Annotated in this window: 15 protein-coding genes; 4 read left to right on the top strand and 11 right to left on the bottom strand. The window is 60.7% G+C overall.

Annotated features, from left to right (window positions below):
• Nucleotides 1–18: 18 nt before the first annotated feature.
• From FMF02_RS09000 to FMF02_RS08960, 9 genes are all read right to left on the bottom strand, one after another.
• Nucleotides 19–2,055, bottom strand: coding sequence for an endonuclease/exonuclease/phosphatase family protein (locus tag FMF02_RS09000; RefSeq protein ID WP_141412902.1), 2,037 nt, complete (start codon nucleotides 2,053–2,055; stop codon nucleotides 19–21).
• 24 nt (nucleotides 2,056–2,079) lie between these two features.
• A complete protein-coding gene (locus FMF02_RS08995; protein ID WP_141412901.1) occupies nucleotides 2,080–3,942 on the bottom strand; it encodes a PKD domain-containing protein in 1,863 nt (620 codons plus the stop codon).
• Between the two features lie 26 nt (nucleotides 3,943–3,968).
• Nucleotides 3,969–5,393, bottom strand: coding sequence for a glycerophosphodiester phosphodiesterase family protein (locus tag FMF02_RS08990; protein ID WP_244611555.1), 1,425 nt, complete (start codon nucleotides 5,391–5,393; stop codon nucleotides 3,969–3,971).
• A gap of 10 nt (nucleotides 5,394–5,403) precedes the next feature.
• Nucleotides 5,404–6,864 (bottom strand): RagB/SusD family nutrient uptake outer membrane protein, encoded by a 1,461-nt coding sequence (locus FMF02_RS08985; protein ID WP_019130095.1) that lies wholly within the window; start codon nucleotides 6,862–6,864, stop codon nucleotides 5,404–5,406.
• A 12-nt stretch (nucleotides 6,865–6,876) separates the two neighbouring features.
• A complete protein-coding gene (locus tag FMF02_RS08980) occupies nucleotides 6,877–10,440 on the bottom strand; it encodes a TonB-dependent receptor (RefSeq protein ID WP_141412900.1) in 3,564 nt (1,187 codons plus the stop codon).
• 115 nt (nucleotides 10,441–10,555) lie between these two features.
• Nucleotides 10,556–11,542 carry a FecR family protein gene (locus FMF02_RS08975; protein ID WP_179952758.1) on the bottom strand — a complete coding sequence of 329 codons (987 nt, stop codon included), beginning with the start codon at nucleotides 11,540–11,542 and terminating at the stop codon, nucleotides 10,556–10,558.
• 130 nt (nucleotides 11,543–11,672) lie between these two features.
• A complete protein-coding gene (locus FMF02_RS08970) occupies nucleotides 11,673–12,227 on the bottom strand; it encodes an RNA polymerase sigma-70 factor (RefSeq protein WP_026074832.1) in 555 nt (184 codons plus the stop codon).
• A gap of 601 nt (nucleotides 12,228–12,828) precedes the next feature.
• The gene (gene lpxA, locus FMF02_RS08965; protein WP_019130099.1) at nucleotides 12,829–13,608 is read right to left on the bottom strand and encodes an acyl-ACP--UDP-N-acetylglucosamine O-acyltransferase; all 780 of its coding nucleotides are present in this window, start codon (nucleotides 13,606–13,608) and stop codon (nucleotides 12,829–12,831) included.
• Between the two features lie 70 nt (nucleotides 13,609–13,678).
• Nucleotides 13,679–15,070, bottom strand: coding sequence for a bifunctional UDP-3-O-[3-hydroxymyristoyl] N-acetylglucosamine deacetylase/3-hydroxyacyl-ACP dehydratase (locus tag FMF02_RS08960; RefSeq protein ID WP_019130100.1), 1,392 nt, complete (start codon nucleotides 15,068–15,070; stop codon nucleotides 13,679–13,681).
• Between the two features lie 83 nt (nucleotides 15,071–15,153).
• Between FMF02_RS08960 and FMF02_RS08955 the strand changes: the two genes are divergently transcribed.
• Nucleotides 15,154–15,954, top strand: a complete 801-nt coding sequence (locus FMF02_RS08955; protein WP_141412899.1) for an energy transducer TonB family protein — start codon at nucleotides 15,154–15,156, stop codon at nucleotides 15,952–15,954.
• A gap of 231 nt (nucleotides 15,955–16,185) precedes the next feature.
• Nucleotides 16,186–16,533 carry a DUF3795 domain-containing protein gene (locus FMF02_RS08950; protein WP_141412898.1) on the top strand — a complete coding sequence of 116 codons (348 nt, stop codon included), beginning with the start codon at nucleotides 16,186–16,188 and terminating at the stop codon, nucleotides 16,531–16,533.
• Nucleotides 16,534–16,870: 337 nt separating this feature from the next.
• On the opposite strand, the gene FMF02_RS08945 is transcribed toward FMF02_RS08950, so the two are convergent.
• Nucleotides 16,871–17,752 carry an alpha/beta hydrolase gene (locus FMF02_RS08945; RefSeq protein WP_034779555.1) on the bottom strand — a complete coding sequence of 294 codons (882 nt, stop codon included), beginning with the start codon at nucleotides 17,750–17,752 and terminating at the stop codon, nucleotides 16,871–16,873.
• Between the two features lie 407 nt (nucleotides 17,753–18,159).
• Between FMF02_RS08945 and FMF02_RS08940 the strand changes: the two genes are divergently transcribed.
• Entirely contained in the window at nucleotides 18,160–19,839 is a 1,680-nt protein-coding gene (locus FMF02_RS08940) for an alpha-amylase family glycosyl hydrolase (protein WP_141412897.1), read from the top strand.
• 173 nt (nucleotides 19,840–20,012) lie between these two features.
• Complete coding sequence (locus FMF02_RS08935) at nucleotides 20,013–21,302, top strand: histidine phosphatase family protein (protein ID WP_141412896.1); 1,290 nt, start codon at nucleotides 20,013–20,015, stop codon at nucleotides 21,300–21,302.
• A gap of 229 nt (nucleotides 21,303–21,531) precedes the next feature.
• Here the strand turns inward: FMF02_RS08935 and FMF02_RS08930 are convergent, their stop codons facing one another.
• Nucleotides 21,532–25,284 carry a PL29 family lyase N-terminal domain-containing protein gene (locus tag FMF02_RS08930; protein WP_141412895.1) on the bottom strand — a complete coding sequence of 1,251 codons (3,753 nt, stop codon included), beginning with the start codon at nucleotides 25,282–25,284 and terminating at the stop codon, nucleotides 21,532–21,534.
• Nucleotides 25,285–25,346: the final 62 nt, after the last annotated feature.

Below are 25,346 nucleotides of genomic sequence, written 5' to 3'. Positions count from 1 at the left end.
CTTCCGCCGATATGCGGATTATTCCAGTACCGGATAGGTGTCCGAATCCACCCATTTGCGGACGGCCGTCTCCGGTTTGGCCGGAAGCGTCTCGGCCGGCGTCGACGCATAGATTTCGGCTCCGGCGTTCAGCGCCTCCGTGAAAGAAGCGCATTCCTGTCCGGACGAAGGCACCGTGACGGCACCCGATTTCATTTCGTCGAGCGAAAGCAGCAGCCCGAGGCTCTCCGCCCATACCGAACCGTCCTGCTTCGAGTCGTTGCCGACGATCCAGTCGGGATTCTTCTTGCCCGAGGGGCAGGCTTCGTTACCGTAGACGTTCTGTACGTTGCCCTTTTTGTTGTAGCCCACCGACGAAGCGAACGAATCGTTCTGGGAGACGTCGGCCAGCGTCGAATAGCAGTTGACGACGAAACTGTCGTCGCTGACGATGCCGACGATACCGCCGATGTTGTTGTTGTTCGAAGCGACCCGCTCGATCCAGCTGTAACAGTTGACGATATAATTGCCCTTGCCGTCGCTGCCCTTGGAGATCTGGCCGGCGATGCCGCCGAGGTTCTCGCCTTTCACGCCTTTGTCCAGCTCGACGGCTTCGATTTTGCCGCCGCGGTTGCCGCAATTGATGATGACGCCTTGATTCTGGCCCGCGATACCGCCCAGCACGGCCGCCTTGCCCGAACCGATGATCTCGCCCCGGAAGGTGACGCCGTCGATCACGCCGCGGTTCGTTCCGACGATGCCTCCGGCGGTCTTGAAGGCCGTCGAGAGCGCGAGGTTCTCCACCGCGAGATCTTTGATCGTCCCCTCGTTGCCGCCGAACAGTCCGAAGGACTCGCCCGACGCGGTCGTCTTCACGTTTCGGATCGTGTGGCCCTTGCCGTCGAACACGCCGCCGAAATAGACCAGACTTCCGGTCTCGAACGAGACGGGCACTGCGCTCTGACCCTCGAAATCGATGTCGGCGCTCAATTCGTAGCAGGCCGTCGAGAGGTATACGGCGTCGGCCGCACCGGAGTTGATCGACTCGGCCACGGCGTTCCAGTCGGCCGGGGAGCTGATCTTCCACGGATCGGAGGCGGTGCCGCTGCCCTCGATTTCGGGCGCTTCGGGCGCATCGTAGTCGAAATCGACCTGAATCGTCACCGGACAGTGGTCGGAGGGATAGATGCCCTCGTAGATCGAATTGTCCACCTTATAGGTTTTCAGCGACAGCTGACCGCGCGTGTAGATGTAGTCGATGCGGGCCGTCGAGACCGAAAGGTCGGTCGAGGTCTTGTGCCCGTTGAACGTGCCGACGGGACCGTCGACGAACGCCGGATCCGTCGCCTGATAGGCGTCCTCCCAATGGGTGCGGAACGTCGCCGAAGCGGCGTCGTCCTGCGTGGCATTCATGTCGCCGACCAGCACCGAGGGCATCCCCAGCGTGTTGTACATCTGCTCGCGCTCGATGATGACCTTCGCGGCCTCCGAACGCGCCATGTCGGCCAGCGGCATGTGCGTCACCATCATGAAAAACTGCTTGCCGTAAGCCTTGTCCGTCACCACGGCGCAGCAGGCGATGCGGTGGTAGCTCACCTCGTCCCAGCCGTAGCTCATCTCGTCGGGCGTCGGTGAGAGCCAGAAATAGTGCCGGTCGCTCAGTTCGAACCGGTCGGGATCGTAGGCGATGCCCAGCGCCTCGCCGTTCTTGCCGTCCTGCGAATCGCGGCCGACGAACCACCATTCGTAGTTGCCGCCCTTGCCCGCCACCAGCGTCGGCAGTTCGCTCTGGATCGTACTGTTGGCCTCCTGGAATCCGAAGATGTCCCAGTCGTTGTTGACGATCGACTGCGCGAGGATGTCGCGGCGATGCGTCCAGACATAGTCGCCCGTACCCTTGTTCGAGATCCAGAGGTTGTAGGTGCCGAGCTTGACCGTCTGCTCCGTGATGTCGGGCTCGGCGGGCGGGGTGTCGTCCTGATAATAATTGTGGTTCAGTTCCGTCGGAAAATCGTCGGCGCATCCCGCCAGCAGACAGAGTGCCGCGCACAACGGAAACAACAGATACTTTTTCATTTCAGTCGGTTATTTTTCGGTTGTTCATTGCTGATAGTTGATATGGCGTGCGTTACGGCCGTACTGCGACCAAGCCGACGCCGCGGCGGAGTTTACGCCCGGCAGCGCCACCGCGTAGACCTTGAGCTTGCCCGCCGAAGCGTCTTTGCCCAGCACGTAGGAGTAGCCCCACTCGGAGATCGAGACCGAACCCTCGAACATGTCGGCGATCTGTTCGTCGTAGACCGGCTTGCCGTCGGGCGACAGCACGACGTAGTGTCCGGTCTCGGTGGCGACATGCACCTGTCCGAGGTTGTCCACCGCCGGAACGCTGTTGCAGTGCGCATCGAGCGGATACGACCAGACGGTGGAACCGTTCGAGGTGCTGAGCGCGTAGACGGTCGAAGGCGTCGCCGCATCGGCCACGATGTAGAGCGTCTGCCCGTCGGCGCTCAGCGAGGCGCCGCCCTGAACGAATCCGTCGGGCACGGCGACGCTCCATTTGGGCGTTTTGGTCGAGGAGGCCGTCAGATTCGTGCAGTCGAAGCAGGCGATGTTCCACGAACCGCCGCTGCCCTCCTTGATCTTGCCCGGAAGGTAGACGCAGTTGTCGGCGCCGACGCAGGGCTGGCAGCGGCCGGCCGAGAGCGTCTTGCCGGGTGCGAACGTATCGGCCGTCGGAACGGGGCTCCAAACGAACTGATCGTCGGGAACCATGATGCCGTAGCCGTATTCGCCCGTATTGGTGAAGATCACCACGCCGTTTTTGAGGACGATCGTGCCCGACGTACCGCCGCCGTTGGCCGGAGTGGCCTGGGCCGTATTGCGTCCCGACGATTTCTCGAATCCGCGGATCGCGCCGTTCGTGCCCCGGCTGCCGACGACGACCATGTTCGGGCCGACGCTCGGCGTCGAGAAGGCGATGCGGGCGCCTGCGGCGTAGGCCGTCTGGTTCTTCCAGAGCACGGAGCCCGTCGAACCCTCGAACGCATAGACGGTCGGGACGGCCGAATCGTCGCCGTAGGCGTGCGCCACCCAGTAGACCGTACCGTCGGCATCTACCGACGGGTAGGCGATCTCCTTTCTGAGATTGACCTTGTCCTGCGCGGCGGCATCGTATTCCCACGCCACGGCACCCTCGGCGTCGAGCGCCACCAGTTTGCCGTCGCCGGTCACGGCATAAACATAACCCAGATCGCTCACCGTCACTACGTTGGCATCGCAAAGCGCATCGGCCGAAGCGACCTCGGTCGACCACAGCAGCGTGAAATCCGACACGTCGCCGTCGCGGACGTTGATCGACTTGGTCGCGCTGCTTTCACCGCCGCGGTCGTCGGCGACGGTCAGCTTGACCTGGAACATACCCTTCTGCGTGAAGGTGTAGGAGGGATTCGTCTCCGTCGAGGTCGAACCGTCGGGGAACACCCATTCGCGCGAGACGATCTCGCCGTCGGAATCGGTCGACTTGTCGGTGAAGGTCACCTCGTCGCCGACGTTGACCATCATCGGCGAATAGCTGAAATCGGCCGTCGGCACGACGTTGTCGGCCAGCACGGTGACGACCTTTTTCACGGTCGCGCGGTTGCCGTCGGCGCCCCACGCCGTGAGCGTCACCGTGTATTCGCCCGCCTGATTGTAGACGATCGGATCGGGTTCGGCCTCTTCCGACCAGTTGCCTTCGCCCGAGAAGCCGAAGTGCCAGAAATACTCCGCGACGGTCGTACCCTCCACGGAGGTGGTGTTGGTGAAGGTTACGGGAGTCACGCCCGCCACGATTTCGGCGGCCGCGACGGTAAAATCGGGTTCGATGATCGAGTCGTATACGATCTCCATATCGTCGTTGCTGTCCGTGCATCCGATCAGCACGAAGAGCGTCGCGACGCTCAGAATTGAAAGGATTCGTTTCATTGTGATGTATTTTATCGTTTTAAGGTTTAGCGTTTCCCCCTGCCCCGGAGGTATTCGTCCATTTCAGCGGGATAGTCGCATTGGATCATACGCACGCCCGCGGAGACGAAACCGTCCATTACGGTCGTGTTGCCGTTGTAGAACGCCTGCCCTTCGTCGTCGAGCAGATTGGTGACCGAGAGCGCCCGCGCGTTGATGGACGAGATCCACGAGGCACCCGCGTATTGCGTCGAGGTCTGGATCATGTAGACCGGCGAGTAGGCCGCCATCCGGGTCAACACCTCCTCCTTGTTGGCATGGGGCGCGATGATCCCCTGCGGTTTCTGCCGCGAAAGCCAGTCGGCGCGGTCGGTGTCGTCGGAGATGTAGAACTGCACGCGGTCGAGACAGCCGCAGCGTTCGACCACGTCGTAGACCTTCTCGATGCTCACGTCGCTCTCCATGCACTTGTCCAGATTGAACCACACCTTGCCCCGGAACTCCATGAGCACCTCTTCCAGCGTCGGGATCTTCTGGTCGGAAACCTTGCCGTCGGTGGTTTTGAGACGGAAGCGCCCCAGCTCCTCCAACGTGAAATCGGCGACCATGCCCTTGCCCGAAGCGTAGTCGTTGTAATCGGTGAAACGGCTCAGATAATTGTCGTGCAGACAGATGACTTCGCCGTCCTTGGTAATCTGCACGTCGGTCTCGATGAACTCCACGCATCCCAGCTCCACACAGCGGCGGAACGCCGCCATCGAGTTGGGCGGCAGTTCGTAGCCGTTCTTCGTGTTGCCGCGATGGGCCATGATCCACATCTTCGAGGGATCGAAATTGCGGCACGCCCAGCTCAGCGAAAGTCCCGCCGCCTCGATCTGGCGCATCAGCGTTTCGGTACCGCCGTCGGCATAGGCGACCTCCGCCCGAACCGTGTAACGGCCCTCCTCGGCATAGCTGTGCGTGAGCGTCTCCGAAGCCGAAGCGGTCTGCCGGCGTTCGCTGCCGTCGCCGAAATCCCAGCTCACGCCCGTGACGCCGGTCATCCGGTTGAGCGAAAAGACGACCTCCTCCCGACACGCAGGAAAATCGTTGCTCACGACCATGGCGGCTTCGGTATCACTCACCGAGATCGATCGCGACAGTTCGCTCATCGAACCCGCGACCGGTGTGACGGCGGCTTTCACCGTGTAGTCTCCGGCAGCGGCATAGGCATGGTCGACCTCTCCGCCGGCTGCCGCCGAAGAGGTCTTGCCGTCGCCGAACATCCACAGCACACTGCGGACGTTCGACACGTCGCCGCCGAGCGAGAAGCGCACGGACTGCCCGGCCGCGGGCGCTTCGGGCGTCCAGACGATCGAAAGGGCGGTCTGCTGCGGCCCGGGCCGCTCCTCCCCGCCGCCGTCCGAACAGGCGGCGATCAGGGCGAGCCCCGCGATCCACAGCATATGCGGCATGTTTTTCAGGCGTATCATCGTCTTCGAATCATTCCACCCCGTATCCGGGATTCTGGTAAAGTCCCTCGGGGTTGAGAATCCGCTCGTTGTAGGGAATGGGCAGCAGCAGATCCTTCACTGAGAAATTGGAATTGACGGCGTTGTAATGCTCGATCATCTCCTCGTTCGAGTACATGCGCAGCACATCCTGCCAGCGCAGCCCCTCCTGAATGAACTCGAAGAGACGCTCGTCGTAGATGCCCTGACGCAGATCGCTGCCCGACCAGTCGGCCAGACCGGCGCGCCGGCGCACCATGTTCAGGTAGGTCTCGGCCGTCGGCGAAACGCCTTGCCAGTAATAGGCTTCGGCCAGCATCAACGCCACGTCGGCGTAACGCAGCACGATCCAGTTGTTGCCGCCGTAACCGTTGGCGCCGCATTCCAGATCGGCGTACTTCATCGTATGATAGTAGGTCACGCCGGCCACGGTCGTCGCGCGCAGGTAGTTGCGCCGCACGTCGCCCGGATCGAACGATTCGTAGACCTCTCCGGTGGTCATGTTGTGCATCTGGCCGATTTTATAGGAGGTGACGCCCGTCGTGCTGGGGCCGAACTGGTAGTTCCAGATCGAACCGAGATCGGCATTTCCCTGCACGTAGTTGATCTGGAAGATGTTCTCGGGGCAGGACTTCTGCGTGGAGAGGTCCCAGATCTGGTTGTAGGGAATTTCCGACAGCTCGCCGAAAGGACGCATCCCCCACACCGAGGTGAGCTTCTCGATGGCCGTGGTCAGGTAGGAGCTCTTTTCGGAGGCGAAATCCTCGTCGCAGGCGCATTGCAGAGCCGCCTTGCCGTAAAGCGCCAGCGCAGCGGCCTTGCTGGCCCGGCCGCACTCCGAAGCGGGCTGGAAATCGGCCAGCGGGCTGTCCAGCACGAAATCGAGATCATCGAAGATCGCCTTGTAGATCTGCGCTTTGGGGCGACGGTAGTTGTTGGCCGCCACCTCGTCCTTCGAATCCAGACGTTCCAGCACCAGCGGCACGTCCCCCCACTCCGTGACCAGATGGAAATAGGTCAGCGCACGGACGAAACGCGCTTCGGCCTCGTAGGTGTCGCGCGCCTCGGAGGCGGAATAGGTCACGTCGTCGAGGTGGGAAAGCAGCGTATTGACTCGCGAAATGCTTTTGAACAGCTGCGTATAGCGGTTGTAGACGTACTGGTTCTCCTCGGTGAGCGTATAGTTGTAGAACTGATAGGGAATGCCGCTGCTGGCTCCGCTGTCGGTCACGACGGTCACGTGTGCCCGCACGTCGGTGAAATAGTAGTTGTACTGGTAGTAGTAGCTCTGCGCGAGCGACTGATAAACCCCGTTGAGCGAGGTTTCGATGTCGGCCTCCGAGGTGTAGAAATTTCCGGCCGTCGTGGCGTTGGGATCGAACTCGTCGAGGAAATTGCAGGACATCAACGAGGCCGAGACGGCCAGAACTGCGAATATCTGTTTGATTTTCATGATCGTCCGAAATTAGAAGGTGAGATTAAGACCGAGCGAGTAGATGCGGGCGAGCGGGTAACACCCCCAATCGAATCCCGGCATCAGGTTGCTGCTTTTGTACGACACTTCGGGGTTGTAACCGCGATAGGGCGTGATCGTGAAGAGGTTGTCGCCGCTGAAATAGACGCGGCACGACGAAACGTGGAGCTTGCTCATCCAACGCTTGGGAAGCGTGTAGCCCAGCGTGATGTTCGCGCAGCGGAAGAAGGAGGCGTCCTCGACGTAATACGACGAGAGTTTGAGCGACGTGTTGGGTGTCGAGATGCGCGAAGCGATGGGCACGTTGTTGCGTCCCGGCTGCTCGTCGGAGATATAGCGGTCGGCCACGATGGCGTACTGGTTGCCCGAACCTTCCATGTTGTAGAGGTAGTAGTCCTGGAAATTGATCACCTCGCCGCCGTAGGAGTAGACGAAGCTGGCGCTGAAATCGAGTCCCTTCCACGAAAGGTTCGTCGAGAAACCGCCCGTGAAATCGGGATAGGCGTCGCCGATGATCGTCTTGTCGTCGGTGGTGATGAGTCCGTCGCCGTTGACGTCCTCCCAGATCGCGTTGCCGTAGGAGAGCGCGTCGAGCGAATAGGAGGAGACCGCCGGCCCTTTCAGTTCATAACCTTCGGGGAACTTGTTGCCGTTTTTCAGATAGACCTCGCGGTCGAGAAGCGCATTGGCGTAGTCGGCCTTCGACATGATACCGATGGCGTTGTAACCGTAGAACGAACCGATGGGATACCCCTCTTTGGTGATGTGCGAACCCACGGAGCGCTCCGTGGTGGAGATGATGTCGTCCAGACCGCCCATGCTCACCACCTTGTTGCGGTTGACCGAGACGTTGGCGCTGACGTTCCAGTTGACCTTGCCGGTCAGCACGCGGGCATCGACCTGAAAATCGAAACCGCGGTTGCGGATCTTCGCCGTCCCCAGATTGGTCTTGGTCGCAGTGGCGCCCGAAATCGAGGAGATCGGATAGTCGTAGAGGATGTCCGACGAGATCGAATTGTAATAGTTGCCGATCACGTTCAGGCGGCCGCCGAGAAATCCGAGGTCGATACCGATGTTGGTCTGCGTGGTGGTCTCCCAACCGAGCGCGGCATCGGCGAACGAACCTTCGTAGGTCGTCGAGACGGGGGTGTTGCCGAAGGCGTAGCTGCCCGTCGAGATCGAGGCGATCGAGGCGTAGTTGCCGATGTCGTTGTTACCGCTCTTGCCCCAGCTCGCCCGCAGACGGATCGAAGCGACGCGTTCCAGCGCATCCTTCAAGAAGGGTTCGTTAGAGAGCGTCCAACCGGCCGACACCGAAGGGAAATAGCCCCAGCGGCTGTCCACGCCGAAACGCGAAGAACCGTCGGCGCGGAACGATGCGGTAAGCGTATAGCGATCGTCAAAGGCGTAGTTCACGCGCGTCAGGAACGACATCATCGCCCAACCGGCCTTGCGCGTGTCGTAGAGCTGGACGTCCGTGGCCTCCGAACCGTGGGCCGTCACCTCATGGATGCGGTCGTCGGCGAATCCGGTGGCCTCGACGCCCAGCCGGTCGTAGGTCTTCTTCTGGAGCGTGTAGCCGGCCAGAGCGTCGAAATGGTGACGGCCGAACTCCTTCTTATAGCTGAGCATGAACTCGCCCAGCCGGTCGACGTCGTAGGTCGAGGTGGTGCGGGCGATGTTGTAGGGTTTCAGCGCATCGCTGTAAGCGACGGCGGCATCGCGTCCGATGCTCATCGGGCGATAGTAGAAATAGCGGTAGTTGTACCACTGCTGGCCGAGACGCGCCGAGAGTTTCAGATCGGGAATGAACTCGTAGACCATGTTGACATTGAGGTTGTGGCGCGACATCTTCTCCTGAATGTCCAGCTCGTGGGCGATCGCCAGCGGGTTCTCGGGGAAATTCATTCCCCATTCGGTCTTCATCTTAATCATGGCGCTGCGGGCGTAGTCACCGTTCTCCTCGTAGGCCGGAAGGTTCGGCAGATACATCAGGGCGCTCTGGATCACGCCGTCGTTGATCATGCGGCCCTCGGCCTGCACCACGCGGTTCTTGGCATCGTACATCGAATAGCTGAGACTCACCGACAGCCGCTTGGTGATCTGCGCGTCGAGATTCAGGCGGGCGTTGATGCGATTGTGGTTCGACGGCGAGATGATACCGTCCTGATCCATGTAACCGAGACTGGCCATGTACTTGATAGCCTTCGAACCGCCCGTCACCGAGACGTTGTGACGCATGATGCCGGCATTGGAGAACAGTTCGTCCTGCCAGTCGGTATCGTACTGCGGCGTCACGGGCGTGCGGGTCGTGAAATCGTAGAACATCGACGGAATACCCACTTCGGCCAACGAGAAGCCTTTGGCCGCACGCACCGTATTGTCGTCGTAGGGACTCCACGACACACCGGCAGCCGTAGCGCGCAGACGGTAGGAGTTGTTGCGGGCGTCGATCAGCAGATCGCGGAACTGGACGGCGTTCAGCAGATCCACCTTGTGGTCGAGCTGCTGGATTCCGTAGGAGAAATCGTAACTCACCTTGGCCGCTTCACCCTCCTTGCCGCGCTTGGTGGTGATGAGCACGACGCCCGAGGCGCCGCGCGAACCGTAGATGGCGGCCGAGGCGGCATCTTTCAGGATGTCGATCGACTCGATGTCGTTCGGGTTGATGAAAACGTCTTCCGATGCCGGATAGCCGTCGATCACGTAAAGCGGGTCGCTGCTGGCCGACAGCGAGTTCACGCCGCGCACGCGGATCGTGACGCCGTCGCCCGGGGCGCCGCTGGTCTGGTGCACCTCCACGCCGGCGACCTTGCCCGCGAGCGACTGTCCCACCGTCGGCGCCGTCACCGAGAGTTCGCTGGATTTCACGCTGGCGATCGAACCCGTGAAATCGCTCTTGCGCATCGGTGCGTAACCCACGACGACCACCTCGGAGATCTGTTTGTTCTGCTCCGTCAACGTGACGTCGATGGTCGTGCGGCTGCCGACCTTCACCTCCTTCGTATCGTAACCGAGGAAGGCGAACGAGAGGGTCTGCTCGGGTTCGGCCGAAATCGTGTATTCACCCGAGATGCCGGTCACGTTGCCGATGCTCGTCCCCTTGACGATCACGCTGGCCCCGACGATCGGCTCGCCCGAAACGGCGGTAACGCGACCGCTGATCGTCTTTTCGGCCTTCACGGGCTTCGCGGAGGAGGGGGGGGGTACCGCGGCCCTGCCGGGCGAGAGCACCACGCGGTTACCCTCGATACGCGCCCTCAGCCGCTGAGGCGCGAGCGTGCGGTCGACGACGGCGACGATCTCCTCGTCCACCGCCCGGACGCTCACACGCGCCGCGAGATCGATCTCCGAATTGTTGTAAGCGAACGTGTAATCGCTCCGTTTCTCGATTTCGGCGAAGAACTCCTTCACCGTGACGTTCTGCATGTCGATCGAAATTTTGCGGTTCTGCGCCGCCGCCGTAACCGATAGGGCGAGCATCAGCAGCAGGGACGCGAGAAATTTCGGGACAGCGGGCATTCGCCCGAAGACGTTTGGTCCTTCATTTTTCATAATACACTGGTTTGGTTTAGATTGGATGTTGAATGCTTTCGGGGAAGCGGGTCTTCCGCCCGCTTCCGTGCGGGAATCGTTCATCGGTTTTTCACATGGTTCGGATCGGTTTCGTTCATCGTTTGCGAATGGTTATATGCTGCCTGTCCGTCCTTTCGCAGGCGAAGTGCGTCAGATTCTCGATGATACGCAGCGTCTCGTCCAGCGTTTCGGGACGCAGGGTGAAGGAGATGCGCGTCGACGCGTCGACGCCGTCATCGATGCGGATACGGATGTTGTACCAATGTTCCAGATTGACAGCGATGTCCTCCAGCGTCATGTTGTCGAAGACGATCGAATCGCCCGTCCAGCTGCCGTAGTTGCTGGCCCTGACGTTTCGGACGGCCAGCCGCCCCGACACCGTGTCGTAGGCGCAGCTCTGGTCGGGGAGGAGCCGCACCGTCTCGCGGGAACCGTCGTGTCCGACCTCGACGCTGCCCGACAGCAGCGTGACCTCCTCGATTCCGAGATCGGGAATATGGCTGGCATTGAACCGCGTCCCCAGCACACGCACCTCCAAACCGCCCATCGTCACCTCGAAGGGGCGCAGCGTATCCCGTCTGACGTCGAAGAAGGCCTCGCCCTCGAGCCGTACCTCGCGCTTTTCCGAATCGACGAAGCGGTTCGAATAGGCCAGACGCGAATCCGCATTGAGCCATACGACCGATCCGTCGGGCAGCGTGAACCGCCCCTTGCTGTTCTCGGCCGTCACGAGCACCGTGGTGCTGTCCGCCGTCAGATGCCGCACGACGAAAAATTCGACGGACATCGCCAGCACGACGACCGCGGCGGCGACCGCAGCGGCGCGACGCGAGAGCGGGATCGTGCGGAGTCTCAGCGGCGGACGCATCTCCCCATGCAGACGGGCGAGCTTGCCGCGATACGCCTCTTCATCCGTCGGAAGCACGGCGGCGGGATCGAGCCGCTCCCACTCCTCCCTCAGGGCTTCGGTCTTCTCGTGCGAACCCTCCTCTCTCAGGCACCACGAACGGAACTGCCGCTGCACCTTCTCGGGCATCGGGTTGTACAGATAGGCGCGTATGATTTTTCTTACGATGTCCATTTCTTCGATACGTTTATATATAAGACGGGAAAACGAGCGGCATCCCCAGTCCGTTCGGGACCGTTTTTCGCAAAAAAAAAGCAACGATCGCCATCGCTGCTCCGGATCGGCCGCATAAAAGATCGGAATGTCAGAAGAATACGATGATCGCGGCGATGATCTTCCGCAGTTCGGCGAGCGCCGTGCGGATGTGGTATTCCACCGTTTTGGTAGTGATCCCCAGTTCCCGGGCGATCTCCTGATGAGACAGCCGTTCGTAACGGCTCAGACGGAAGACCCGCTGCCGCTGCTCGGGCATTCGCTCCACGGCCAGTTCGACGATCATCAACAGATCCTCGGAGGCGATTTTCGCAGCGACGTCGTCCGACAGGAAATCGCCGGCGGCAAGGCACTGCCGTTCGTAGCGTACCTGCACCGACTTGTGCTCGAACCGGTCGAAAACGGCGTTCTTGGTCATTCGGAACAGGTAATTTCCCAACGAACGGATGTGTCCGATCGATCGGCGGTTCTCCCAAATTTTCAGAAAAATATCGTGCGCGAGATCCTCGGCTTCGCTCCGGCTCTTCAACATGCAGCAGGCGAACGCCTCCACACGCGGGGCATATCTCATGTACAGTTCGTCGAATGCCTTGCAATCGCCCTGTCGGAGCCCCTGCAAAATCAATTCATCCGATTTTCTGTCCATTGGTCGCACGGTTGAGATGGCGAAACATTGCCAGAGACAAAAATAATAACAACAGCCAAGTTATGAAAATAAATCGAAAAAAAGAATCCGACGGCGAACGAATTCGTCCTTTGCGAAGAATCGCGGTCGGAAAATCCCGCCGCATCCGAACGGGTTCAACGCCCCCCCCGAATGCCGGCAACGACCCGCTCCCCCTCGATCGGACGTTCCGACTCCACCGCACAGCGTCGAACGCCGGCTCCGGACCGCCCGCAACCGCCATCGCGGCACGGCGCGATCCGGAGAGACGCCTCCGCCGACGGATGCAGGACGCTGCGAGGCCAGCCGGTAGCGCCGGAATCCTGCCGTACAAGTTTCGCAGCGCAGTGCAAAACCGTCAAACCGCATACCCCCGACCCGGCCGCTCCTCCTCGGGAAAAGCCCCGCCCCTGAGACTCGGAACCCGCCGACGCACCGGACGAAAAAGAACCGTCCGCCTTTTTCTCGGCACTCCGGACGCCGCAGGAGGAGTTCGGAATCGACAAAACGTCGAGGCGGATCGGACAAACCGTCCGAATCCGCCTCGCCAATCGCACGGCCGGCACCGCGGCCGGACGCCCTGCTATTTCACGCCGTACTGTTTGCTCACGCCGCGTTTCGATTCGCGGATGAACTTCACCAGACGGTCGCGTTCGGGTGACTGCAAGACTTTGCGCTCCACCTCTTCGCAGCCGTTCATGAAATTCAGGCCGCTCTGGAAAAGGATGCGCGCCGCGTTGTGGATGATATCGATCTGCTCCGGCGTAAATCCGCGGCGGCTCATGCCGATCCGGTTGATTCCCGCGAACTGATTCTCGTTGGTCACGGTGATGAAGGGCGGCACGTCCTGCCCGACCAGGGCGCCGCCCTGAATCATCGTATGCTCGCCGATGCGTACCCACTGGTGCACGGCTGCATGACCGCCGATAACGGCCCAGTCGCCCACCTCGACCTCGCCCGCGAGCGAAACGCGGTTGGCGATCACGCAGTGGCTGCCCACCACGTCGTCGTGAGCGATGTGGACATAGGCCATCAGCAGGTTGTGGCTGCCCACCACCGTCTTGCCGCGCGACGCCGTTCCGCGGGCGATGGTCACGCACTCGCGGATGTCGTTGTAATCGCCGATCTCGGCGGTCGAATACTCTCCCTTGAACTTCAAATCCTGCGGCAGGCAGGCGATCGAGGCTCCCGTATGGATCTTGCACCCCTTGCCGATGCGCGCACCGTCATTGATAACGGCCCCGGGGCCGATCCAGCAGTCGTCGCCGATGACGACGTCGCCCGCCACGTAAGCAAAAGGCTCTATGGTCACGTTCCCGCCGATCTTGGCATCGGGATGAACGTAGGCTAACTTGCTAATCATGTAGTATCGTTTTTCGGCTCCGCCCGGCCCCGCCGATACACGGACGGCGGCCGGTCGCGTGCGGCGCCCGCTATTTCTTCGTTTTGGCCACCTGCGCCATCAGCGTCGCCTCGCAGGCGAGCGTATCGCCCACGAACGCCTTGGCGTCCATCACGCAGACCCCGCGCCGGATCGGTTCGGTGAGATGCAGTTCGAATTGGAGCGTATCGCCGGGGATGATCTTGCGCTTGAACTTCACGCCGTCGATCTTCATGAAATAGGTCGAGTAGTTCTCCGGATCGGGGATGTTGCGCAGCACCATGATTCCGCCGCACTGCGCCATCGCCTCGACGATGAGCACGCCGGGCATCACCGGTTCGTTGGGGAAATGCCCCACGAAGAAGGGTTCGTTCATCGTCACGTTCTTGATGCCGGCGATCGAGTTGTCGTCCACGTGGAAAATCCGGTCCACCAGCAGGAACGGCGGACGGTGGGGAAGCATACGCCGGATGTCGTTGATGTCGTAGACGGGCGTCTTGCGGCAGTCGTACTTGTAGCGCGGACGCTCGCCCTCCTTGCGGATCGTGCGGCGCAGCTGCTTCATGAACTCCGTATTGGCGAAATGCCCGGGACGCGATGCCCAGACACGACCCTTGATGCGCATGCCGAGCAGTGCGAGGTCGCCCAGCAGATCGAGCAGCTTGTGACGCGCCAGCTCGTTGGTAAAACGCAGTTCGAGATTATTGAGATAGCCGCCCGTGATGCAGATGTCCTCCTTGTGGAAGATCTGTTTGAGGTGGGTCAGCTGTTCGTCCGAAACGGGATTTTCCACCACGACGATCGCATTGTCCAGATCGCCGCCCTTGATGAGGTTCATCTTGAAGAGCGGTTCCAGTTCGTGCAGGAAGACGAACGTCCGGCACGGGGCGATCTTCGCGGCGTAGTCGTCGTCGGGAAGGAAGGTGGCGTACTGGTTGCCGATGACCTTCGAGTTGTAGTCGACGTGCACCGAGGCGGAGAACTCCTCGTCGGGATAGAGGATGATCGAAACGCCCTTGTCGGGAATCGTGTAGACCATCTTTTCGGTCACCTGGTAGTATTTGCGGTCGGCGTCCTGTTCGACGAGGCCCGTGGCGACGATCTTTTCGGCGTATTCGCGCGCCGAACCGTCCATGATCGGGGCTTCGGCGGCGTCGATGTCGATCAGCGCGTTGTCGACGCCGAGCGTCCAGAGCGCCGACATGATGTGTTCTATCGTGGATACCTTCACGCCGTTGGACTCGATGGTCGTCCCGCGCGAAGTGTCGGTCACATTATCGCACAGCGCAGGGACGAGCGGGGTTCCCTCCACGTCGATGCGACGGAAAACGATGCCGTTGTCCACACCGGCGGGATTGACCGTCATGGTCACCTCGACACCCGTGTGCAGTCCCTTACCCGAAAAGGAGATCGGGCCTTTCAGGGTTTGTTGTTTTGTTGACATGCGAAATTAATTTTCCTTAAACGTGCGCAAAGATAAGCATATTTGCTTAAAAAACGTTATTTTTGCGCAAAATCTTCTGCACGATGTCCACGCAAGAAACCAAACCGGAGCCCAGACGGCCCAAACTGCGTCTTCCCTTCGACAACCGCCGGGAGGATGCGGGCGAATGGGCGTTCGATCACCGTGCGGGACTGTGCGTTACGCTGATCGCCTACCTGCTGCTGGCCATCGCTTTCGTCGGTGCGAAGATCGTCGTCGGAGGCAGGCCCGCCGCGCAGGGCTTCTACATCGATTTGCAGCAGCTCGAACAGCTCGCCGCCGAGAAGGAGCGGCTCGAACGCGAAGTGCGCCGGCGGCAGCAACAGGAGCCGATCGACTGGAAAAGCATCCGCAACGACGTCTCCAACGAAAACGCCAAACTCGACGAATCGCTGCGCGACGACCGGGGCACCAACACCGCCGCGCTCAACGATGCGGCCGACGCCGCGCAGGAGCGGATGCGCGCCAACCGCGAGGCCTACGAACGGGGACTGGCCGAAGCCGAAGCCATCCGCCGCAGGCGGGAGCGGACCGACGAGCGCGGAGAAAGCTCCGACCGCAAGGTGCAGGGCCGCGTGACCGTCTCCTTCTCGCTGGTCGATCCGGTGCGACATGCACGGCATCTGGTGGTTCCCGCCTATCAATGCGAGGGGGGCGGCGAGGTCGTCGTCCGCATCACGGTGAACCGCGCCGGCGAGGTGACGCACGCGTCGGTGGCCTCCGGAGGCGACGACTGCATGCGCGAGACGGCGGTGCGCGCCGCCCGCAATTCGGTCTTCGACATCAACGACGCGGCTCCCGCCCGCCACACGGGGACGATCACCTACATCTTCATCCCGCAGTAGCCCGACCGAAGCCGAGCACCCGTCCGCATCCCGAAAAGCCGCCGCCTCGGGCGAAAGCCCTGTTTGCGCGCGACGCGCGATCCGCTTCCCGCACGTCGTCCCGATACAGCGGCCGGAGCCTCCCTTGCCCCGCCCCGCAGCAGAAAAGATTCCGGTGTCTTCGCCCTAACCGCCCCTGACCGCCGGACTTGTCACGAAGAGGGGGGGGCATTCCGAAAACAAACAGAAATGATGAAACGATTGATTGCCTGCTGCGGCCTGGATTGCGAATACTGCGACGCCCGCAGGGCTACCGTCGACAACGACGACGCCCTTCGGGAGCGCACCGCCCGGAAATGGAGCGAAATGAACGATGCCCCGCAGATCACGGCCGCGACCATCCATTGTACGGGCTGCCGCACGGAGGGAGTGAAATTCGCCTATTGCAGCGACTTGTGCCGGATCCGCAAATGCGTATCGGAAAAGGGGCTTTCGACCTGCGGCGACTGCCGCGAGGTCGACGCCTGCCCGATCGTCGGCGCGATCTTCCGGCATGCCCCCGATGCGAGGGAGAATCTGCGGGCTCCGGCGACCTCCTGAATCTTTCGGGATCGGCCCGCCGTGCATCGGCGCATCGGTCTGCCTCTCCGAAAAACGCATAAGCAAAACGAAAGTCCCCGCACGCTGCCCGCGACCTTGATTCGCAGGCGGATATTCTGTACGGCCGCACCACGAACAGCGCGGCGGGACTCCCCCGCGCCGCATCTCGTCCCGATTCCGGACGGAGCGACGATCGCTATTCCGACGCTCCGGGAAGAGGCCCGAAAGATTCCGGCACAGGGATCGACCGCCGCGATTCCGGCCCCTCCTTCGCGGTGTGAACAACGAAAAGCGGGAAGGCCGAAACCTTCCCGCAAGAAAACACCGTCGAAGCGGACTATTTCTTCGCAGCGGCCTTGTCGGCCTCGGCGTTGATTACCTTCAACCAGTCGAGCGTCGCGGCCTTGAAATTCTCGTGATACTTGAACTTCTTGCTCATGCCCCAGCCGTGACCGCCGGAGGGGAAGATATGCAGCGACGCTTTCACGCCGTTGGCTTTGAGCTTTTCGTAGAGCAGCGCGGCATTAATCGCCGGAACCACCTTGTCGTCGTCGCTGTGGAAGATCAGCGCCGGGCAGGCCGTGCTGTCGACGACCTTCTCCAACGAGAACTTCGCGGCTTCGGTCTCGACGTTCTCCTTGCCGACGAGCTGCTGGAAGGTTCCCAGATGCCGTTTGTCGGGATCGCTCGACACCACCGGATAGATGAGCACCATGAAATCGGGTTTCGATTCGGACATCACGCCCGCCGATCCGGCCAGATAGCCGCCCGCCGAGGTGCCCGCAACACCCACCTTGTGCGGATCGACGCCCAGCTCGCCGGCCATTTCGCGCACCGTCGCCACCGCTTTGTCCAGGTCGTCGAGCGGCACCTCCGAATGGCCGTTGGGCAGACGGTATTTGAGCATCACGCCCACGATGCCGTTCTCGGCGAACCACTTGCAGGTATTGTGGCCGTTGGCGATCGAGAGCTGCGAGTAGCCGCCGCCCGGGCAGAATACGATCGCCTGCCCCGTCGCCTTTTCGGGTGCGGGCTTGTAGATCCAGATTTCGGCCGACGAGGTGTTGGTCAAGGTTCCGGGTTTGCGCTCGTATTCGTCACCCGTCACACCGTTCGAAGTCGGAGCCGTCGTATTGTCCCACAGTTTGATGTGATAGTCCTGCGCAGATACGGACACCGCCGCGAAGAGCAGCGTCGCAAGAATCGTCAATCGTTTCATTTGCTTTCGTTCTATGAATTATTAGTAGTTATGTAATAAATCGTCGAGTTTCATTCTTCGTTTTCTCGCTTCGGCATAACCTGCAAGCAGCTTCTGCCCTCACTTACGAAAACGTTGAATTTCTTCTTCATTTTCTTCGCTCGGCATAACCTGCGGGCAGTTTCTGCACTCGCTTACGAAAATGTTTCGTTTGACCCGATAAAGATAAGAATTATTCCCGAATCTTTTTCGTTTCCGGACGAAAAAAACGGGAAAAGGCATTCGGCAGTTTGTAAATCCACTCGATAAAACCTATCTTTGCCGGTAATAAATTCCGGTCCGGACGACCCGAACGGCCCGACGGAGGGATTCGCCTCCGCCCCGTCTGCGTCGATACCGGCCGGACACGAACCCCAAACGCACCGCCGATGAAACGCACTCTTCTCACACTGGCAGCCGCGCTTTTCCTGCTGCCCGCATCCGCACAGCAAGTCCCCGAATGGCTCAAAGAGGGGATTCTCTACCACATCTACCCCTCCTCCTTCAAAGACAGCGACGGCGACGGCATCGGTGATCTGGAAGGCATCCGCTCCAAACTGCCCTACGTCAAAAGCCTGGGCGCGAACACCATTTGGCTCAGCCCCGTCTTCCGGAGCGAATTCGAGGACGGCGGTTACGACATCACCGATTTCTACCGGATCGACCCGCGTTTCGGCACCAATTCCCAGTTGGTGCAGCTCGTCCGCGAGGCCCACGACCTGGGCATCCGCGTCTGTCTGGATCTCGTGGCGGGCCACACGTCGGACAAACATCCGTGGTTCCGTCAGTCGTCCGAAGCCGATCCGGAACTGCAATACAGCGACTACTATATCTGGAGCGATTCGAAGGATTCGCTCCCGACCAAGAAATTCGTCCGCAGCGACGCCGCGCGCGACGGCAACTACATGAAGAACTTCTTCGACATCCAGCCCGCGCTCAACTACGGCTACCTGCATCCCGACCCCGCGCAACCCTGGCAGCAGGGGTACGACGATCCGGGCCCCACGGCCGTACGCAACGAATTGAAGAACATCATCTCGTTCTGGATGGACAAGGGCGTCGACGGCTTCCGCTGCGACATGGCCCAAAGTCTGGTCAAGGGCGACGACAAGCAGCACACGGGTACGATGCGCCTGTGGCATGAGTTGCGCAGCTGGTTCGAAGCGAAATATCCCGAAGGAATCCTGATCTCCGAGTGGAGCCAGCCGCGCCAGTCGCTCCGCGCCGGATTCCACATCGACCTGCTGATCCACAACGGCGCCGGCACCAAGATCTACCGTACGCTGGTCTGCCAGACCGACGACCGCGGCACGAAAGAGACCCCCTGCTTCTTCGACTACGAAGGACGCGGGCAGGTGAAGGCGTTCGCCGAAAACTACCGCACCGAATACGAAGCCACGCGCGAGCTGGGTTACGCCGCCATGCCCACGTGCAGCCACGACATCTGGCGGCTGAACCGCTTCGACCGCAATACGCCCGAACAGTTGAAGACGGCGCTCACGCTCTTCCTGACGCTGCCCGCCGTACCGATCCTCTACTACGGCGAGGAGATCGGGATGCGCAACCTGGAAGACGCCCCCGTCAAGGAGGGCAGCTACACGAGCCGCAACCGCAGCAGCTGCCGCACGCCGATGCAGTGGGACGACTCGCCCAACGCCGGCTTCTCGACCGCCGACGCCTCACGGCTCTACCTGCCGATCGATCCTTCGCCCGCACGACCCACCGTCGCGGCCGAGGAGCGCGACCCGCAGTCGATTCTCAACTACGTCAAGGGGCTCATCGCCCTGCGCCGCCAGACACCGGCGCTCGGCACGCAGGGCGCATGGCGCTTCGTGAGCGACGTCGAGCAACCCTACCCCATGGTCTACGCCCGCGAGCTGGACGGGCAGAAATACCTCGTCGCCCTCAACCCGTCGAAGCGGAGTGCGACGGCGCGTTTCGCCTCGGAAGGCGCCGCAGCCGAAGCGGTCTACGGCACGGGCGACGGCGCGAAATACACCTCGAAAAACGGGCTGTCCACCTTGAAGATGAAACCCGTCTCGGCGGTCATCCTGAAAATAACCGAATAAAACCCGATAACGAACGTTTTCGTCAAGCCGAGCGCAGAGCCGAACGCAGTTCGGACTATGCCGAGGCGAGAAAACGAAGAATGAAATTCAACCTTTTCGTCAAGCCGAGCACAGAACCGAACTTTGTTCGGGTTATGCCGAGGCGAGAAAACGACTGTTAAAAACGAACCTTTATGAAACGACAAACGATCCTGCTGCTCCTGTCCGTTCTGCTGCTTTCGGGCGGCGCTGCGGCGCAGAGCACCAAAGAACAGACCCTCGAAGACCTCAACCGCACGGCGGCGCTCTACTACTGCTACGAGAACCACCCCCGCGCAGCGGCGACGCCCGCGCCCGAAGGCTACGAACCCTTCTACATCAGCCACTACGGCCGCCACGGCTCGCGTTGGCACGCCTCGGAGAGCGTCTACGAAAATCCGCGCGCAAAGCTCCGCAAGGCGGCCGAAGCAGGTAAACTCACGCCGCTGGGCGAAGATGCCCTGCGCCGCATCGAGGTCGTCGCCGACGACGCCCGCCACCGCTACGGCGACCTCTCGCCGCGCGGCGTGCGCGAACACCGCGGCATCGCCGAACGGATGTACTGCTCCTTCCCCGAAATCTTTTCGACGGCGGACGGCCGCCTGTGCCGCATCCGTGCCCGTTCGACGCTCGTGCCGCGCTGCATGCTCAGCATGGCCGCCGCAAACGAACGGCTCAAAGAGCTGAATCCCGCGATCGACATTACGCGCGAAGCGAGCAAACGCTACCTCGACTACATGTTCCGCATGACCGAGGCGAACAAGATCAAGAAGGAGATCAAACAGCGCATCGCCGAACTGCGCGAGCGCGAAATCGACCCCTCGCGTTTCGTCCGCGCGCTCGTGACCGACCCCTCGCTCGTCGGCAACCGCAAGGAGCAGCTCCGCTTCATGAACGACCTCTACTGCGTCGCCTCGGTGATGCAGGATGTCGACTACCTCGACTGCTCGTTCTACGACCTCTTCACGCCCGACGAGCTCTACGCCTTCTACGCCGTGCGCAACTACCAGATGTACCTCGAAGAGGGCCCCTCGGCCGAATTCGGCCACCGCGCACTGAGCGACGCCGTGCCCCTGCTGCGCAATTTCGTCGCCGAAGCCGACGAGGCGATCGCAACGGGCGCGCTCTCGGCATCGCTGCGCTACGGCCACGACGTGAACGTCATTCCGCTGGTGGGTCTCATGGGCATCGAAGGGTGCGACACACGCGAGAGCGACTACCGCAAGGTCGACCAGGCATGGAGCTGCTGGCGCGTGACGCCCATGGCCACCAATATCCAGCTGGTTTTCTTCCGCCGGCCCGACGGCGGCGACGTGCTCGTGAAGTTCCTCTTCAACGAACGCGAGTCGCGCATCCGCCTCGAAAGCGATCTGGCGCCCTACTACCGTTGGGACGACGTGAAGCGTTATTTCGACGAGCGGATCGCCACGCAGACCAGACAGTAGCGTAAGGCTGCACGTTCCCGCTCAATTCGCCCCTGCCGCAAATCGTTGCGACAGGGGCGAATTTCCGTTTCGGAGAGACCGTCGGCCGGCAGTCTGAAAGAGACGAAGCGGAGCGGAGTACGGCGTCGGCGGACGAAACCGGAGCCCGAAACCGTGCGTCGGGAAAGGACGAAAAAAACTCCGTCCCGAAATCGTTCGGGACGGAGTCGTCAACTTACAGGGGAAACCCTCAATGGACCGACATCATCGACAGACGGCCGACGCCGAGGGGCACGGCGGCTGCCTGTTTCGTCTCGGAGGCGGGACGCAGCGACTCGAACTTCTTCGCCGGCCGCTTCGCCGGGACTGCCGCCGCGGCAGGGGCCTTGGTCAACTTGTAGGGGCCTACGCCGTAGTCGACCTTCGCATTGTCGCCTTCGCCGATCAGATAACCCGGACGGATCAGATTTTGCGCCTCGTAATACTTTCCTCCCGTATAGAGGACGTAGTCCAGGCCGGTAATTTTCTGCGTGATACCGCTGTTGTCGTTGAACGTGCCGCAAGTGATCGTGATTTCGTTCGAAGCAGCGTCATAAGCCCCTGAGACAAGCGTATCTTCCGACACCCAAATCGACGGCTGCGACTGCTCATTGAGGAAACGGTAACGAAGATAGATATAGTAGGTGAATCCGTACATTCCCAAATCTTCGTAGGAATTGATTCCGACACTGCCATCCGCCTCATTGTAGGACAGAATGAAGGGAAAATCTTCCTCCTTGCTGCCCAATGTAGTAACCCCCCAGTCATAGACCTTGTAGCTCTTGTCGTTGCGGTAAGGTTCGATGCGGATCGTGTAGGTCTGCGGCTGTCCGGTAACTTCCGATGAAGTCGTCGTGACGGTCCAGGTGCCGATATAACGCTCGTAGTCGGCGCTTCCCTGCGGACGAACCGCGGTGGTGGCGGTCAGCGTTTCGAACGTCAGACCGTGGACATTCTGGCCGCGCACGAGCAGCATGTATTCGGTCTGCGGTTCAAGATCGTGGAACTCGAGCATCAACCCCGCATCCGACATCAGTGTTTCGAGCTGCGTCGCCGTAAACCCGATGCCGTATTTGTTGGTCGCCTTCTCCATGTCGCCGTCGAACTCGTCGAGCACGCTCTGTACGAGTTCCGTCGTACCGACGATGTACTTACCCGATTTGAACTCCGTACCCTTGACGGTGAAATTAATACCGTGGTACTCCATGTTCTCTGGAAGCGCATAAGAGAGCGCGATGGTCGGCTTCGCCTTCGTGCCGTCGCTCACGCCGCCCCACGCGGTGGGAATCATGGCGTAGTCGGCCATCTGCTCGCAGCCCGTGAAAACGGTCTTGAAGGAGGTCGGTTTCGTGAAGAGGTCGGCATAATCCTCCCGCTCGTAGAGATGCACCTTCACCGGCTCTTCATCGACCTCAACGATCGTATAAGGCGATTCGCCGGTAAAGGCGGAACAACCTTTGAAGGCGGAGTCCATCGTCTTGATCGAGGTCATGCCGTCGAACAATCCCACAGGCAGCGATCGGAGCGACGTACAGCCGTTGAAGATATTCGCGATGGTCGTCGGCTTGGTGATCGACGCGAAGAACCCTTCGGGCAACGTCTCGAGCGACGTGCAACCCTGGAATGTCGCCGACAGATTGGAAATCCCTGTGAAACTTTCGAACAGATCGGCCGGGAGCGTCGTGAGTGACGTACAGCCGTTGAACATATTGCCTAACGCGGTACACGACGAGCAATTCTTCGGGAAATAACCGGTGGGTAACGTCGTCATGGCCGTACAACCCCTCCAAAGCGATGCGACGTTAGAGATGGCCGGTATATTGGCCATTGTCGGGAATTCGGTCATCTTCACGCAATTCTCGAAGACGGACGACACGTTCACTCCCTTACTGCCCGCCTCCAGGCCGCTGCCCAGTTTATCAAACAGTCCCTGCGGCAAATTACCCAGCGATTCGCAACCGCTGAAAAGCCCGCTGAAATTGGTGGATTTCGTGAAAGGATCGAGCAACCCCGCGGGAATCGATTCCAACGCAGCGCAGGTCTTGAAGATCATAGCCGCATTGGTCACCTCGGTCTGAGATACGAACAGATCGGACGGAACTGTCCGCAGCGCCGAACATCCGTAAAAGACGCTCGACACGCTCGTAGCTTTCGTCTGCACATCGAAGATTCCCTCCGGAACGGCTGTAATTCCGGTTCCGTAGAAAACGCTCGACAGATCGGTCACCTCCGTCAGATTGTCGAACAGGCCGGCAGGAATTTCCGTCACCTTCTTACAGCCCTTGAACGCCGAGGCCAGCGAAGCGATCTTCGGACATTTGTCGAAGAAGCCCTCCGGAATGGACGTCAACGACGAGCAGCCCGAAAAGAGCGAAGCGGCGGAGGTCAACTCCGTACACTGGTCGATCAAACCGACGGGAACCGCCGTAAGCAGCGTACAGTTATAGAACATATTTTCCACGGTGGTCACCTTGGCGAAAGCGCCCGCATCGGGCAACGCCACCTGCGTAAGCCCCTTGTTGTTGTAGAACGCCTCTTCGAGCGATTCCAGCCCCAGCTGGCCCCACTGGATGACACGCACGATCGCGCTCTGACTGGTTTTGGTCAATCGATTGCCGAGCGCCGTCACCGAACCGGTCACCGTCACGTAGTATTCGCCCTCCTGCTCATAAACGTGCTGGGGATTCACGGCCGTCACGGTCTCGGTCTTGCCGTCGCCCCAGTCCACCGTGGCATCCACCGTACCCGTCAGCGGAAGAATAAGCGTGTTCTTCATGCTGCTCTCCGTCACATTGACCTTGACGACGAACGCCGTCGGATCGAGATTCGCCTTCTGGTAGACCAGCAGCGTCTCGACGACGACGCCCGAACTGATGAGTTCGATCTTCGCCTGCCGCTCCTCCATCGTCTCGTTGGCCTTCGCCGAGAAGGTCAGCGTCTCCTGACGCAAGGCGCGGGTCTCTACGCGGGAGAGCCACTCCTTGGCATCGTCGGGAATCACCACCTCGTAGTCCAGATCGGTTTCCAGCTCGAAGCTGACCGTTCCGCCGACCGCCGCAGCCTCCTGCGACTGCGTCGTGACGTTCATCACGCCCGACACGAAGGTCAGCGTCTTCATGATCGTCTTCGACTCGCCGTCGCTCAGCAGCACGATCACGCGGCCCGTCGAACTCTCGGCCGGAGCCGTCACGACGATCTTGCCGCCCTCCGTGCCGTCCATCACCGCTTCGGCCTCCCAGTCGCCCTTGGCGATCGCCTCGACGACGCTCTTCTCGTCGGCACCCGTCAGCACGAAGGGGATTTCCGCCGTCGCTCCGGCCATAATCAGTTCGGGCAGCGATTCGAAGGCGATGCCGAACTCTTTGTACATCTCCAGCGTCAGCACCGTCTCGCCGTCGGCCAGCGTCAGATAGACCCAACGGCCGTCCTCGCTCGTGGAGACATCCGAGAAGAAAGAGTCGCCGGCGGCACCCGTTGCAGGGCCGCACTCCTTCCACGTCGCCTCCTTGTCATAGGAGACGTACCACGTGTCGTTCTCGATCTTGAAAACGGGCGTCACGCCGTCGTCGCCCGTGACGGGCATCTTCTTCCCGCCCTCGGTGATGAACTCGCCGTCGAGCGTCCAGTAGTACTTCCCGTCGGAATCGAGTTTCACGCCGATAGCGGGAGCCGCGCCCGCTTCGCCGTCCTTGATGACGATCTGCGACGCTTCGCCGTCAGACGTCACGAGCGAAAGCGTGTACCCCCCCCCTTCGGGATTTTCGGTCACCGCCGTGATGAAGAGCTTGCCGTCGATGAGCGACTGCAAGTTCCCGACGTTGATGTTGAGCGAGTTTACGGTCTTTTCGAGTGCGTCGACCCGACCTTCCAAATCGTCGAGCCGATCCTTCACCTCCGCATCGTCATACTCGCAACCGGCGAGTGCCAGACACAGCACCGCCGCCAAAGCAAACATTTTTTTCATGCGAACAAATTAATAAATGAACTAACCTGATTGGATCGTTTGCACAATCTGCACGACGTAAA

This window comes from Alistipes communis (genome assembly GCF_006542665.1).
GTDB classification, from domain to species: Bacteria; Bacteroidota; Bacteroidia; order Bacteroidales; family Rikenellaceae; genus Alistipes; species Alistipes communis.
Note: the sequence above shows the minus strand (reverse complement) of the source record. Positions and strands in the feature narration are given on the sequence as shown.